The organism is Rhizobium atlanticum (genome assembly GCF_030182485.1).
GTDB lineage: Bacteria > Pseudomonadota > Alphaproteobacteria > Rhizobiales > Rhizobiaceae > Rhizobium.
In genome coordinates, this window is sequence record NZ_JAQJCJ010000014.1 from 99,100 (window position 1) to 113,488 (window position 14,389).

The window sequence follows — 14,389 nt, forward strand, 5'->3', positions numbered from 1 at the left end:
GCGCTCGTCATAAGCATGCTCCGCAGATCACGTCCAGCAATGGTACGGTAGATGACTGTCCCGTCAGCGGCGCGGGCCGAGACGGACACGCATGCCTTCCATGATCTTTCCCGCCGCCAGCTTAACGGGAACGGCCCATTGGTGCAGAAGTTCCATCGACAAGCGATAGGCCGGCCCGGTAATAGAAATGCCGCCGATAAAGGTTCGATCCTCCGACCAGACGGGTGCGGCGACGCAGCGGATGCCGGCCTCGTGCTCCTCGCAGTCGAAAGCATAACCCTGATTGGCGATCTCGCGGATTTCGGCGGCTAGCGTTTCAGCCGAGACATGGGTCGCGGCAGTAAACCGGGTGAAGCTCAGGCTGGCGAGGACGTCGGCCAGACTTTCTGTCGGCAGCAGCGACAGGGCGGCCTTGCCGACGCCGGTGCAGTAGCATGGTGATGCGTTGCCGATCTGCGAATACATGCGCACCGGCTGGCGGCCTTCGACCTTGTCGAGATAGATGATCGACTGTCCCCTGAGAACGCCGAGATGCACCGTCTCGCCGGTCGCCTGCTGGAGTTCGGCCAAATGCGGTTCGGCAATCAGACGAAATTCGTTGCGCGCCCAGCTGCGCGCGGCAAAATCGAGCAGGCGCAGGCCCGGCGCATACCGGCCGTCGCCATCGAGCTCCAGCAGCCCCTCCTCCACCAGGTGGCTGAGCTGGCGATGCAGCGTGCCGCGCGGCTGGCCGGCGAGCGTCAGGATATCGGTGAAGCGTAGTGGCGTATCCGCATGGGTGACGAGATCGAGGAGAGCCATCAATTTGCCGAGGGTGCCGGTCTCGCGGGCCTGGGCCATGCCGTCGCTTGAAGTCATTGTCTATGTGCCATCGAATCGATCCGCGCCGGCAAGCGTGCGCCCTTGACAGGAAGACCAGCATAATCCGATAATTCCACATAGTCAAATTAAGTTCCGAATAATGGAACATCTGGGAGGGAGGAAACGGTGAGCGCAGTGGCAGCACAATTTCCCGAGTTCAAAGATCGCGCCGTGCTCGTGACCGGCGGCGGATCCGGCATCGGCGCAGCGATCGTCGAAGGTTTCGCACGTCAGGGCGCCAAGGTCTCCTTCATCGACATTGCCGAAACGGCCGGCACGGAACTCGCGGAAAGGCTGTCCCGGGAAACGGTGCATCCGGTGCTCTTCCACCATGCCGACCTGCGCGACATCGAGGCGATCCGGCGCACGGTCGATGTCGTCGTTCAGACATCCGGGCCGATCCGCGTGCTTGTCAACAATGCAGCGTGGGATGACCGCCACGAATTCGACGCGGTTACCGAGGCCTATTGGGACAACAATCAGGCGGTCAATCTGCGGCATGTGTTCTTCACCTCGCAGGCGGTCGCGCCGTCGATGCGAGCAGCCGGCGGCGGCGCGATCGTGAATATGTCATCGATCGCCTTCAAGCTGAACATGGGCGACTTTCCTTCCTATGCGGCGGCGAAGGCGGCGGTCGTCGGACTGACGAAGAGCATGGCCGGCCGGCTCGGGCCGGAAAATATCCGGGTGAACTGCATTCTGCCCGGCATGGTCGTCACCGAACGGCAGATGCAGCTGTGGCTCACCGAGGAAAGCATCGCCCGCTCGGTCGAGCAGCAATGCCTGAAATTCCCGCTCAAGGCGGATGCCATCGTCGGTCCCTGCCTGTTTCTTGCATCCGACTGCGCGGCTGCGATGACCGCTCAGTCCCTGATCGTCGATGGAGGCGTTTTGTAATGGCTAATCCCGCTTACGTCGCGGTGGACTGGGGCACCAGCAGTTTCCGGCTCTGGCTGATCGACAGGGACGGCGGCATCCTTGCCGAACGCCGCAGCGGCGAAGGCATGACGAGCGCGGCTAAGATCGGCTTTTCCCAGGTGCTGTCGGGCCATCTCACCGCTGTCGAAGCGCCGCAAGGTCTGCCTGTCATCGTTTGCGGCATGGCCGGCGCAAGGCAGGGCTGGGTCGAAGCCGGGTATATCGACGTGCCCGCGCCGCTCGCCTCGATCCTCACCGCGGCGGTCCGCGTGCCGGGTGAAAGCCGTGACATCCGCATCCTGCCGGGCCTTGCCCAGCGGGATGTGGCGAGGCCAGATGTCATGCGCGGCGAGGAGACCCAGCTTCTCGGCGCGCTCGGCCGCGCGAACTCCGCGGCGCAGGCAGTCTGCATGCCCGGCACGCATTCGAAATGGGTGCATGTCGCGGACGGCAAGGTCGCCGGCTTTTCGACTTTCATGACCGGCGAACTTTTCGACGTGATCAGCAAAAACACGATCCTGTCGCATGCCGTGGCAGGTGCCGAACAACAGCCGGCGGATGCGGCTGCCTTCGAAGCGGCCGTATCGGCGGCCTTTGCGCATCCCGCACTTGCCTCCAATCTGCTGTTTGCCGCCCGTTCGGGCCAGCTGCTGCACGGGATCTCCGCCGCGGCCGCGCAGGCCCGGCTCTCCGGCACGCTGATCGGCCTCGAAATTGCCGGCGCGCTGCAGGATGCCGCCAACGGCACTGGCATCACCCTCGTCGCCTCCGGACGCCTGCAGGCCCTCTATGAGCAGGCCTTCAACACCCTCTCCCTTGCCTTCACCGCCATCGACGCCGACGCGGCCGTGCGCCGCGGCCTATCGGCAGCCGCCGAAGCCATCTGGCCGAATTGAGAAAGCTGACATGATGAACCGTATCCCCTTCCCCGACATGAAGCGCCCGCTGATCGCCATCCTGCGCGGCATCCGGCCCGACGAGACCGAGAGCATCGTCGGCGCCCTGATCGAAAACGGCCTGACGGCCATCGAGATTCCGCTCAATTCGCCGGAGCCGTTCAAATCCATCGAGATCGCCGCGAAGATGGCGCCGGCCGAGGTGCTGATCGGCGCCGGTACGGTGCTGACGGTCGAGGCTGTCGACAAGCTGAATGCGGCCGGCGGCAAGCTGCTGGTGACCCCGAATGTCGAACCGGACGTGATCATCCGGGCGCGCGAATATGGTATGGTGACGATGCCGGGCGTCTTTACGCCGACGGAGGCCTTAGCGGCCGCACGCGCCGGCGCCACCGGCCTCAAATTCTTCCCGGCGAGCGTGCTTGGCCCTTCCGGCATCACGGCGATCCGGGCGATCCTGCCGCCGGAACTGACGATTGCCGCCGTCGGCGGCGTGTCGGACAAGAATTTCGCCGATTACACCAAGGCCGGCATCTCAGCCTTCGGCCTCGGCACCAGCCTCTACAAGCCCGGAATGACCGCGGCAGAGGTTGCCGAGCGCGCCAGGGCGACCATTTACGCCTATGATGCAGCCATGGGAGCGTGAACGTATGACCGACATTTACGAGTTCGAAGGCAAGACCCTTTGCAACACCAATTCCGTTCTCGGCGAAGGTCCGACCTATGATCCGGACAGCGATACCGTCTGGTGGTTCAACATCCTCGGCAAAGAGCTGCACGAGCTCAGACTCGCAACAGGGGAGAAAAAGGTCCATCCGCTGCCCGTGATGGCAAGCGTGCTGGCCCGCATCGACGCCGGACGGCAGCTGATCGCGACGGAGGAAGGGCTTTTCGTGCGCGATGTGGCGAGCGGTAACCTTACCTTCTATGCGGCGCTCGAGAACGACAGGCCGGAAAACCGCTCGAATGATGGCCGCACCCATCCGTCGGGGGCGCTCTGGATCGGCACCATGAGCAAGCGAGCGGAAAACCAGGCCGGCGCCATCTATCATGTCGCCGGCGGCAAGGTGACAAAGATCTTCAGCGGCATCAGCATTCCGAATTCGATCTGCTTTTCCCCGGATGGCACCATCGGCTACTACACGGATTCCCGCATCAACCGGCTGATGCGCGTCATGGTCGATCCGCAGACCGGCCTGCCCTCGGGCGAGCCGATCGTGCTCGTCGACAGCATGAACGAGCCCGGCGACATTGACGGTTCGGTGGTGGATGCCGATGGCTATATCTGGAATGCTCGCTGGGGCGCCGGCGTCGTCGATCGCTACAATCCCGATGGCTTGCGTATCTCGCGCTACAAGGTTCCCGCCGTCCAGCCCTCCTGCCCGGCCTTCATCGGCGCCAATGCCGATCGACTGGCGGTGACGACGGCCTGGGAAGGACTTGACGAGGACGCCCGTTCGGCCCAGCCGAGCGCCGGCGCGCTTCTGGAACTCGGCATCGAGGTCAAGGGCGTGTTCGATCCCGTCTATGTGCTCTGACAGCAGTTCGGCCAATGCAAGGCGCTCCCGAGTGGGCGTCTTTTCGTTTCCGGGGCCGTTCGCTAATAAAAGTTCCGTGATAATCGAGAAATTTTCCGTGTTTTCAACCGGAACCAATCGGCGCACCACTCATTTTCCCTTCGAACCGGCGCGGCAAGGATGATGCATTGCCGGGTCAGCGATCACTCTAGGGAAATGAAAGTAGGTTCGAAATGACACGCAAACTTTTGACGACCGTTGCCGCTGGCGCGCTGTTTGCCACGGCTTTCGCACCGGCGGCATTTTCGCAGACGGCGCCGCAGCCTGCCGATCCCGCCGCGACCAATCAGGCAGCGCCGGCCGATCCGGCTGCCCCCAAGCCCGTCACCCCTGATGTCACTAAGCCAGCGGGCGACGCTGCACAGGCTCCGGCTGCAAAACCGAGCACGGATGTAGCTCAGGGTACCTATCTGACGGAGCAGGCTCCGGACCAGATCAGCGCCAACACTTATATCGGTCAGTCGGTCTACAACGCCAACAATGATAGCATCGGTAGCATCAACGACCTGATCATGAAGAAAGATGGCGGCATCGTTGCTGCGATCGTCGGCGTGGGCGGCTTCCTCGGCATCGGCGAAAAGGACGTCGCCGTTCCGATCGAAAAAATCACCATCGCCCAGAACACTCAGGACGGCAGTCTCAAGCTGACAACAACCGAAACCGCTGAATCGCTGAAGGCTGCGCCCGAGTTCAAGACATTGGCAATGCAGTCTGCAGAGAAGGCCCCGGCCGCAACCGGTACCGACACGACGGCAACCGGCTCGACCACGCCGAAGTAAACCGCGCGCGCGGTAGTATAGCGTAGGCGATGGCGCTCCTAGGGGCGCCATTGCTTTTTGCATGTTTCACGCAGTTCACCACGCAAAACCGCTGCGCACGTGCGCTGGTATCGGCTTTTTGCTTCACGCAAGCCCGGACGCAAAACCGCTGCGCACTTTTGCTGGTATTGGCTTTTTGCTTTGCGCAATCCCGGACGCAAAACCGCTGCGCACTTTTGCACTTTTGCTGGTATTGGCTTTTTGCTTTGCGCAATCCCGGACGCAAAACCGCTGCGCACTTTTGCTGGTATTGGCTTTTTGCTTTGCGCAATCCCGGACGCAAAACCGCTGCGCACTTTTGCTGGTATTGGCTTTTTGCTTTGCGCAATCCCGGACGCAAAACCGCTGCGCACTTTTGCTGGTATTGGCTTTTTGCTTTGCGCAATCCCGGACGCAAAACCGCTGCGCACTTTTTGCTGGTATTGGCTTTTTGCTTTGCGCAATCCCGGACGCAAAACCGCTGCGCACTTTTGCTGGTATTGCTTATGCGCTGACGCGCTCGGCGGGCACCAGATCGTAATAGTTCTCGTGCAGGAAGCGCAGCGTGGCGATGCCATCGGCCGGGCGGCCGAAATGGTAGCCCTGGCCCATGCCGCAGCCGAGCGTGCGCAGCTTCACGGCTTCGGCATAATCCTCGATGCCTTCGGCCACGACTTCCAGTTCCAGGCCTTCGCACATGGAAAGGATCGCCTTGATGATGTGTTCGGAGGCGCGGTCGGAATTGATGCGCGAGACGAAGGCGCGGTCGATCTTGATCTTGTCGAAGATGAAGTCGCGCAGACGACCTAGGCTCGACTGGCCCGTGCCGAAGTCGTCGAGCGAGATGCGAACGCCGGCTGCACGCAGATCGGCGATGATGCGGTGGGCGGTGTCGGCCGAACCCATCACCGCCGTCTCGGTGATTTCCAGTTCCAGGCGGTGCGGATCGAAGCCGACCCGGCCGAGGATCGACAGGATGCTGCCGCTCGTGCCGGGATCCATCAGCTGCGCCGAAGAGAGATTGAACGACAGAAAGAGTTCACGCGGCCAGGACAAGGCTGCTTCAGCAGCCTTGCGAAGCAGAGCCTCCGACAGCGCGTCGATGAAACCACGCTCTTCGGCGAGCGGCACGAAGACGCCGGGCGCCACGAAACCGAGATCGGGATCGTTCCAGCGGGCGAGCGCCTCGAAGCCGACGACCTGATTGTTGGCGAGCGAGACGATCGGCTGGAAGTGAACGTCGATGGCGTCGGAGATGATGGCGTTTCTGAGCGCCTGCTCCAGCTGTGTTGCGCGCTTCATCTCCTGGGCGATTTCCCGCGAATAGACGGTGATCTGGCCGCGACCGCGGCGCTTGGAGCGATAGAGGGCAGTGTCGGCGCTCTTTAGCAGTTCTTCGCAGTCCTCGCCGGCGAAGGGGTAGATGGCAAAGCCGAAGGAGGCGGAGAGGCGGACGTTGCGGTCGCCGAGATCATAGGGCGCCGACAACACCTCGCGGATCATCTGGCCGAACTTCTCGGCGCTCGCCCGTTCGAAAATCAACGGCAGCACGAAGGCGAATTCGTCGCCGTCGTGGCGGGTGACCAGCGCCCCGTCCGGAATGCAGGCCCTCAGCCGATGGGCGACCTGGCAGAGGATCTCATCGCCGGCCGATGAGCCGAAGAGATCGTTGATCGGCTTAAAGCTGTCGAGATTGGCGATGCCGATGGTGAAAGGGGCCGGATCGCTGGCACGTTCGGCGGAGATCTGCAGGACCTTTTCGCGCATGCGATTGCGGTTTCCCAATCCGGTCAGCGGATCGGTATAGGCCATCGCTTGAAGCTCATTATGACTCACGGCCAAGGAAGCCGTTTCCGCCGATCTCATCATCCAAATCCGAGCTTTCCTCCGCAGCCGGGCAAAGAATGACCGGGATTTCTTAACAATTCGCTAGTAAATCAGTGGCGTCGGCAGCCTGATTCGCCCCAAAATTGGGGAGTTGACGACACGCGCCGCCGGATACCGGTATCATCCGCTCGCTCGGACCCGTGCAGCGTCTTCCATCAGGTATTTCTGGAATATCGCCTCGAGCATGTCGGGGCTGACGGGTTTCATGATGACGTCGTCCATTCCTGATTTGGCGCATTCGGCGCGATCGCGCTCGAAGGCCTGCGTGAGCACGCCGATGATCGGGGTGCGGGCTGCGCCGCCGGCTTCCTCCATCTGGCGGATCAGGCGCGCGGCCTCGAAGCCGTTGAAACGCGGCAGCGAAATGTCCATCAGCACCACCTGCGGCCTGTGCTCGGCCCAAAGGCGCACGACCTCGTCGCCGGTCGCGGCGATCATATGGCGATAGCCAAGGCCCTCGAGGATCTGTGAAAACACGATCTGGTTGATATCGTTGTCCTCGGCGACGAGAACCTGCAGGCCGACCATCTCGTCGGACGTGCTGATTTCCCAGTCCGCATCGGCGCCGGCACCGTTGTTGCGGCTGTTGCGATTGAAGTGGCGGGCGATCTGGAAGGTGAGCTCGTTGGCGATCTGGAAGCCGTCCATGACGAGCGCCGGGATGCCGTATTGCTCGGAAAGCTCGAGGCAGCGCATGCCCATCTGGTTGTCGATGATCAAGAGATCCAGCGAAATGCCGGAGGAGGTGGCGATTTCCAGGAATCGTTCCTCTTCATCCTCACCACGCACCGAGCAGGATTCGAAACCATATTTCGACAGCGTCCGCAGAGCGGCGGCCTCGGCGGCAAGGTCGGCGGTGACGACGAGGATCTTGCGGCCGGAGAAATTCTCCGGGACGATCGCCTCCATCGCCGCCGGCTCGCGGCGCTCCACCGCGCTCTGCACCGGCACATAGGCGCGGCGATAGCTCTGGTTGGCGGAGGCAGTGATCGCCGAGGCGCGGTCAAACTCCTCGAGATCGGCGCCGTCGCGCGGCAGATCCTGCATGGTCGACACCAGGAAATAGCGGCCTGGCTTGCCGATACGGTGTTTGCGGCTGACGATGTCGCGCTCGATGCCGTCGCGGGAGATCTGCCGCTGGCGGGAGATCGACATCTCGCCGGTTTCCAGCACGTGACGATCGCTTTCTTCGAAGCGCTTGGCGATCTCAGGTGAGAAGAGATCGCCGCTCTTGCGCCCGAGCACCTCGTCGGCGCTCCTCTGATATTTCTCACAAAAGGCGAGGTTCACCGCAACATAGGCGAGGTTGCGATCCTTGACGAAAAGCGGGAACGGCAGGTTATCGAGAATGTCTTCGGTGAGCTGCACCCGCTCCAGGTCCGAGCGCCACTGCGCCTCGCGCTTCTTGTCCTCGGAGATATCGGAAACGACGGTGACGCCGTAACCGCTCGGCAGCCTGCGCTTGACGAAGCGGACCCAGCTGTCGGCGCCATGTCGCTCGACGGATTCGAAGCGCTCGCGCCAATGCGAGGCGATTTGCTGCGACAGCCAGTCCTCGCGGCTCAGCGAGCCGCTCTGCCTGAGATCATATTGCTGGCGAACGCCGGTATCGTAGATCGCGCCGAGGAAATCGCGCAGCCGGATGCCCGGCTTCAGCATTTCGGGCGGCAAGGGGAAGAATTCGAGAATCTGGCGGCTTGCGAAGATCAGATGATCGTTCTTGTCGTAGATGATGAACGCTGCCGAAAGGCTGTCGCACACCGCATCGAAGAGCGCCGTCTGCAGATCGGTCCCGGCGAGCGTCCCGTCGGTCTCTGATGATGTGTCCGCCTTTTCGAAGCCGGCCCTCATTCCATTTCGTCCCACATCTGTTCGATTTCGCGGCTTCTGGAGGTGTGTGATTAAAAATGCCATTTTTCTGTTAAAACCGGCTTAACACTACCGATCCCCGAATGCGGGGGAGCCGCGGATCACAGTTCCACCAAGCGATCGGAAACCCCTTCCCTCCCGCCCGCGAATCCTCGAAAATAGCTCATGGCCATCAGACAGCTTTCCGAAACGCTCATCAACCAGATCGCCGCCGGCGAAGTCATCGAACGGCCGGCGAGCGCTGCCAAGGAATTGATCGAGAACGCGCTGGATGCCGGAGCGACACGCATCGAGATCGCCACGGCAGGCGGCGGCAAGGCGCTGCTGCGGGTCAGCGATAACGGCAGCGGCATGGACGCGGCCGATCTGGAACTGGCGATCAGGCGCCACTGCACCTCGAAGATCTCCGGAACGCTCGAGGATATTAGAACGCTCGGCTTCCGCGGCGAGGCACTGCCTTCGATCGGGTCCGTGGCGAGGCTCAGCATCGCAAGCCGCAAGCGCGACAGCGCCGGCGGCCACGAGATCGCCATTGCAGGCGGCAAGGTCTTGCATCTGAGGCCGGCCGCCGCCAATCCCGGCACGATCGTCGAAGTCCGCGACCTGTTCTTCGCCACGCCGGCGCGGCTCAAATTCCTGAAGACGGAAAAGGCCGAGGCGGGTGCGATTACCGAGATCGTCAAACGCATGGCGATCGCTTTTCCCGCCGTGCGCTTCGTGCTGTCCGGCTCCGACCGTGCGACGCTCGAATTTCCGGCAACGGGCGACGATCATCTGGCGCGCATGGCGCAGGTGCTCGGCAAAGACTTCAGCGACAACGCCATTGCGCTCGACGCCGTACGCGAGGAGATCACGCTGACCGGCTTTGCCGGCGTGCCGACCTTCAATCGCGGCAACTCCGCCCATCAATATGCCTTCGTCAACGGCCGCCCGGTGCAGGACAAGCTGATCCTCTCGGCGATCCGCGGCGCCTATGCCGAGACGATCCCGTCCGGGCGCTATCCGGTGGCGGTGCTGTCGATCGCTCTCGATCCGGCCCTCGTCGACGTCAACGTGCATCCGGCCAAATCCGACGTGCGGTTCCGCGATCCGGGACTGGTGCGCGGCCTGATCGTCGGCGCCATTCGCGAGGCGCTCGCGCGCGACGGCAGCCGGGCGGCAACGACCGGCGCGAGCGATATGCTGCGCGCCTTCCGCCCCGGTTTCCAGCCCTTTGCCCAACGCTCGCAGGCGCCATGGTCGGCGGAGACCTCGCCCTCCCGCCCCTATCAGCCAGCAACGGGTTTCAGCGAACGATCCCAAGCCGCTTTCGACGGACTTTCGATGCCGACAGCGCGGGCCGAGACGCAGTCTTCGCCACAGCCTGCTGCGCCTGAACCGGCCGGGCGTTATCCGCTCGGCGCGGCACGGGCGCAGATCCACGCCAATTATATCGTCGCCCAGACCGAGGACGGGCTCGTCATCGTCGACCAGCATGCGGCGCATGAGCGGCTGGTGTTCGAGGCGATGCGCAAGGCGCTGCATTCGAAGCGGCTGGCCTCGCAGGTGCTGCTGATCCCCGAGATCGTCGACATTCCGGAAGAGGATTGCGACCGGCTGATGCTGCATGCGGCAGAGTTTGCCGAACTCGGTCTGGCGATCGAGCGCTTCGGTCCCGGGGCGATCGCGGTGCGCGAAACGCCGGCCATGCTTGGCGAGGTCGACGTCCATGGCCTGATCCGCCAGCTCGCCGACGAGATTGCCGAATGGGAGACGGCGTCGGGCCTGTCGGCCAAGCTCGAATATGTGGCGGCGACCATGGCCTGCCATGGATCGGTTCGCTCCGGCCGGCGGCTGCGGCCGGAGGAAATGAACGCGCTGCTGAGGGAAATGGAAGTGACGCCCGGCTCCGGCCAGTGCAATCACGGCCGGCCGACCTATATCGAATTGAAGCTCAGCGACATTGAGCGGCTTTTCGGCAGAAGCTGAAAAAGCTGGCAAAGCTGCCTTTGCCGGAGTATGGCAGACGGATGACAAGTTGCAGGGAACGGAGCGCATGAATTTGTTCGAAGGGCACGGAAACCGCGAGGCGAAGATCCGTTATCTCGACGGCGATTTCCAGATTCTCTCGCCCGGCTCCTATGTCGTCTGTGCGATGACCGGAAAAAACATCCCGCTCGACGAACTGCGCTACTGGAGCGTCGCCCGCCAGGAGCCCTATGCCGACGTTATTTCTGCAATCGAAGCCGACAAACGTGCCGGCTTGCTGCCGAACCAGCGGCGTTAGCTCTTAACTTTCATTTCCCTTAAACGCCGCTCGCGACAAGCGACGATCGCCCGGTCGATGATCAGGCCCGGGGCGAGATGATCCTCGAAGACCATGTCGACTTCGATCACCCGGCATTTTTTCGCCAGTTGCTCCGCCTTGCCGTGATGGCCGGAGAGACGAACGAAATCCTTTGACGTGGTGACAATCAGGAGATCCTGGCGTTCGGCGGTCGTCAGGATGTCGTCGATCTCCTCCTCGGTCAGATGCTCGTGGTCGCCGAAGCTCTTGGCGAGGGCTATTTCGGCGCCGCGCGATTCGACGGTGCGGAAGAATTTGGCGGGATCGGCGATGCCAGCGAAGGCGAGCACCTTGATGCCGGCAAGCCGGTCGTCGCCGCGCACCTTCAGCGATGCGGTGAAATAGGGCTTTGCCGCGCGTGCCGCCATGCGAACGATCGCGTCGGCAGCATTGCCGCCGCCGACCTTCAGCAGCGCCGTCGCCGAACGCAGCTGCTGGCGGATCGGCGCGCGGACCGGGCCGGCCGGCACGATGTGGCCGTTACCGAGGCCGCGTGTCGCGTCGATGACGAGCAGCGCATAGTCGATCGCCAGCCGGGCGCTCTGAAACCCATCGTCCATGATGATGAGATCGGCGCCTTCCGCCACCAGACGCCGAGCACCGTCGACGCGCCGGCGGGAAATCACCGTCAGCGCCTCCTTCGCGAGCAAAAGCGGTTCATCGCCGACGGCGACCGCTCGGTGATGATGGGGATCGACCACCGTCGTGACGTCGAGCGAGCCGCCGTAGCCTCTGCTGAGAAAGCCCGGCTTCAGGCCTTTCGCCTTGGCGGCGCGGGCGAGCGTCAGCGCCGTCGGCGTCTTGCCGGCGCCGCCGACGGTGAAATTGCCGACACAGATGACGGGAACGGAAACCGAGGCGCGGCGCGCATGGGCCATGCGATGGCCGGCGATACGGCCGTAAAGAAAGGACAGCGGCGCCAGCAGCCAGGCGCGCCAATCGGCTTTCCTCCACCAGAACGGCGGCGCTTCTGAAATCATTTTGCCGTCCCGCTCCCCGCCCGGCCAGAAAATTTCGTCTTCCCGGCCGGATTGAGAGGTTAAAATCGATGAAAATGCAAGCCTTTACCGATCAGGCCGGTTGCAGATCGGGCAGCAGCGTCTCAAGCGCGGTGATATCGTCGAGCACATGATCGGCCGCCGCGGCCAGTGAATCGCGCGAGCCCGTTCCCGTCAACACGGCGATCCTCAGTCCCGTACCGGCATTCAGGCCCATGTGCAGATCGTGATTGTTGTCGCCGACCATGGCGACCTCTTCAGGCAAAAGACCGGTCGCAGCGCAGAAGCCGAGCACCATGCCCGGCTCCGGCTTGACGCCGAAGCCGCTGTCGTAGCCGGCGATATAATCGACATAGCGGGCGAAACCGAAGCGCTCCGCCGTCTGGCGGATGGAGCGCTCATTGTCGCTGGAGGCAACGCCGAGCTTGAAACCGCGCCGATGCAGCCTTGCGAAGAAGCCGGCAAGGTCGGTCACCGGCACGGAAAATTCAGCGGCGCCGGAAAAGAGGTCGTCGAGACGGATCGTCAATTCGTCGATGTCGACCATCGACCCGGCGGCGACGAGTCCCTCGGCGATCTGCCTTGTATTGCCGGCGGCGAGCAGGCTGTCGGGGACGATATGGCCGCTCACCGGATCCATGCCGCAGGCGGACAGCAGCCGGTCGGCCAAAAGCGGGTCGCCCTCAGCGGCGATGCGGGCAAGCTCGCGATTGACCGGCAGCCAGCTCTCATCATAGTCGAGCAACGTGCCGTCCTTGTCGAAGAGGATGCCTTTGATATGCGCCGGGCCGGACATCGCGTCTCCTCAAACCTGGGCCGCGGTCCTGGGCAGCAAACGCGCCTTGACCGTCAGCGGATTGATATAGGGTTCGAGCCCCTTCACCGTCGCCGACAGTGCGCCACGCATCTCGTGCACGGTGGCGACGCCGGCCTCGATCATGTTACGGCGGGCTTCATCGTTGGTCAGCAGGTAATGCACGCCCTTGGCCAGCATTTCGGTATCGCGCACCATTCGGGCGCTGCCGCTGCGGGCGAGCTTCTGATAGGCCTCGCGGAAATTCTGCACATTGCCGCCGGAGAGGATGGCGCAGCCGAGCATGGCAGGCTCCAGCGGGTTCTGACCACCCTCGGCAAAGAGCGAGCGGCCGACGAAGGCGATTTCGGTCAGACGGAGATAAAGCCCCATTTCGCCGATCGTATCGCCGAGAAAGATATCGACATCGGCGGAGAGGACATCGTCGCGGGTGCGGCGGGCGACTTTCAGCCCCTGCTTGACGAGCGCCGCCTCGATCTCGTCGCTGCGCTCGGGATGGCGGGGCACGATGATCGTCAATTGACGATCGCGCTCCTTAAGGGCGCGATGGACGATGCCGGCGGCATTTTCCTCGCCGTCAAAGGTGGAGATCGCCGCCCAGGTCTTGCGATCGCCGATCTGCTTCTTGTAGCGGGCGAAGACAGCGCTGTCATAAGGCGGCGCATCGGTATCGACCTTCAGATTGCCCGAAGTGATGACGGGAACGGCACCGAGATCGCGAAAACGCTCGGCATCGACGTCGGATTGGGCGATGACGAGAGCGAGGTTCTCGAACAGGGCCTCAGCAATCGACGGGCGGCCGCGCCAACGGGCAAAGGAGCGGTCCGACATGCGGGCATTGACCAGGATTTGCGGGATGCGGCGACGGCCGAGTTCCAGCACCGTCGCCGGCCAGATTTCGGATTCGGCGATGATGGCGCAATCGGGCTGCCAATAATCGAGGAAGCGGCTGACGGATGGCTTCAGATCCAGCGGCACATATTGATGAATCGCCTCCTGGCCGAGGCGCTCGGCGGCGAGCCTGGCGGAGGTGATGGTGCCGGTGGTTAGGATGACATGAATGTCGCGGCGGCGAATTTCGCGGATCAGCGGTATGACCGCATTGGTTTCGCCGACACTTGCGGCGTGGAACCAGACGAGCGGACCCTGGGGCCGATTGGCGCTCGGATAGCCGAAGCGTTCCAGGCGGCGCGCACGGTCTTCTTTGCCCTTGGCCGTGCGGTAGGTCAGATAGAGGCCGACGACGGGGGAAGCCACGGTCCCCGCCAGACGGTATGTGCTCAGACCGAGCCGCGCCATCCGGGAGCTCATCGCGCCAGCCTCCGACCCAAGACGATCGACATCAAACCCATTCCCTTATTATCGTTGCGGCCGGAATGGCCGATCAATTTGTTCAGAATGCGTCAAACGATCCGGATCGACGGGCGCCCGATGCACGAAGGCCCG

At 62.9% G+C, this 14,389-nt stretch carries 14 protein-coding genes; 8 read left to right on the top strand and 6 right to left on the bottom strand.

Going from position 1 to position 14,389, the window contains the following annotated elements:
• Positions 1–63 precede the first annotated feature (63 nt).
• Complete coding sequence (locus PH551_RS20820) at positions 64–858, bottom strand: IclR family transcriptional regulator (protein WP_285194770.1); 795 nt, start codon at positions 856–858, stop codon at positions 64–66.
• A gap of 129 nt (positions 859–987) precedes the next feature.
• Between PH551_RS20820 and PH551_RS20825 the strand changes: the two genes are divergently transcribed.
• From PH551_RS20825 to PH551_RS20850, 6 genes are all read left to right on the top strand, one after another.
• Positions 988–1,758, top strand: coding sequence for an SDR family NAD(P)-dependent oxidoreductase (locus tag PH551_RS20825; RefSeq protein WP_285194771.1), 771 nt, complete (start codon positions 988–990; stop codon positions 1,756–1,758).
• On the top strand, positions 1,758–2,675 hold the full coding sequence (locus tag PH551_RS20830; RefSeq protein WP_285194772.1) for a 2-dehydro-3-deoxygalactonokinase: 918 nt from the start codon (positions 1,758–1,760) through the stop codon (positions 2,673–2,675). The genes PH551_RS20825 and PH551_RS20830 overlap by 1 nt, the downstream gene beginning before the upstream one ends.
• Positions 2,676–2,688: 13 nt before the next feature.
• Entirely contained in the window at positions 2,689–3,321 is a 633-nt protein-coding gene (locus PH551_RS20835) for a 2-dehydro-3-deoxy-6-phosphogalactonate aldolase (RefSeq protein WP_285194846.1), read from the top strand.
• Between the two features lie 4 nt (positions 3,322–3,325).
• A complete protein-coding gene (locus PH551_RS20840) occupies positions 3,326–4,213 on the top strand; it encodes an SMP-30/gluconolactonase/LRE family protein (RefSeq protein ID WP_285194773.1) in 888 nt (295 codons plus the stop codon).
• A gap of 212 nt (positions 4,214–4,425) precedes the next feature.
• Positions 4,426–5,031 carry a PRC-barrel domain-containing protein gene (locus PH551_RS20845; protein ID WP_085777128.1) on the top strand — a complete coding sequence of 202 codons (606 nt, stop codon included), beginning with the start codon at positions 4,426–4,428 and terminating at the stop codon, positions 5,029–5,031.
• A gap of 61 nt (positions 5,032–5,092) precedes the next feature.
• The gene (locus tag PH551_RS20850; protein ID WP_285194774.1) at positions 5,093–5,590 is read left to right on the top strand and encodes a hypothetical protein; all 498 of its coding nucleotides are present in this window, start codon (positions 5,093–5,095) and stop codon (positions 5,588–5,590) included.
• Here PH551_RS20850 and PH551_RS20855 read toward each other — a convergent pair.
• Entirely contained in the window at positions 5,554–6,918 is a 1,365-nt protein-coding gene (locus PH551_RS20855; RefSeq protein WP_285194775.1) for a putative bifunctional diguanylate cyclase/phosphodiesterase, read from the bottom strand. The genes PH551_RS20850 and PH551_RS20855 overlap by 37 nt on opposite strands.
• Positions 6,919–7,056: 138 nt before the next feature.
• On the bottom strand, positions 7,057–8,787 hold the full coding sequence (locus PH551_RS20860; RefSeq protein WP_285194776.1) for a response regulator: 1,731 nt from the start codon (positions 8,785–8,787) through the stop codon (positions 7,057–7,059).
• A gap of 183 nt (positions 8,788–8,970) precedes the next feature.
• Here PH551_RS20860 and mutL point away from each other — a divergent pair, with 183 nt between their 5' ends.
• Together mutL and PH551_RS20870 are read left to right on the top strand one after the other, a co-directional pair.
• On the top strand, positions 8,971–10,773 hold the full coding sequence (gene mutL, locus PH551_RS20865) for a DNA mismatch repair endonuclease MutL (RefSeq protein ID WP_285194777.1): 1,803 nt from the start codon (positions 8,971–8,973) through the stop codon (positions 10,771–10,773).
• A 67-nt stretch (positions 10,774–10,840) separates the two neighbouring features.
• Positions 10,841–11,071, top strand: coding sequence for a DUF2093 domain-containing protein (locus PH551_RS20870; RefSeq protein ID WP_285194778.1), 231 nt, complete (start codon positions 10,841–10,843; stop codon positions 11,069–11,071).
• On the opposite strand, the gene lpxK is transcribed toward PH551_RS20870, so the two are convergent.
• The 3 genes from lpxK to waaA form a co-directional block, all read right to left on the bottom strand.
• Positions 11,068–12,111 (bottom strand): tetraacyldisaccharide 4'-kinase, encoded by a 1,044-nt coding sequence (gene lpxK / locus PH551_RS20875; protein ID WP_285194779.1) that lies wholly within the window; start codon positions 12,109–12,111, stop codon positions 11,068–11,070. The genes PH551_RS20870 and lpxK overlap by 4 nt on opposite strands.
• Positions 12,112–12,202: 91 nt before the next feature.
• Positions 12,203–12,925, bottom strand: a complete 723-nt coding sequence (locus tag PH551_RS20880) for an HAD family hydrolase (protein ID WP_285194780.1) — start codon at positions 12,923–12,925, stop codon at positions 12,203–12,205.
• A gap of 9 nt (positions 12,926–12,934) precedes the next feature.
• Positions 12,935–14,254 carry a lipid IV(A) 3-deoxy-D-manno-octulosonic acid transferase gene (gene waaA, locus PH551_RS20885; protein WP_085777122.1) on the bottom strand — a complete coding sequence of 440 codons (1,320 nt, stop codon included), beginning with the start codon at positions 14,252–14,254 and terminating at the stop codon, positions 12,935–12,937.
• Positions 14,255–14,389: the final 135 nt, after the last annotated feature.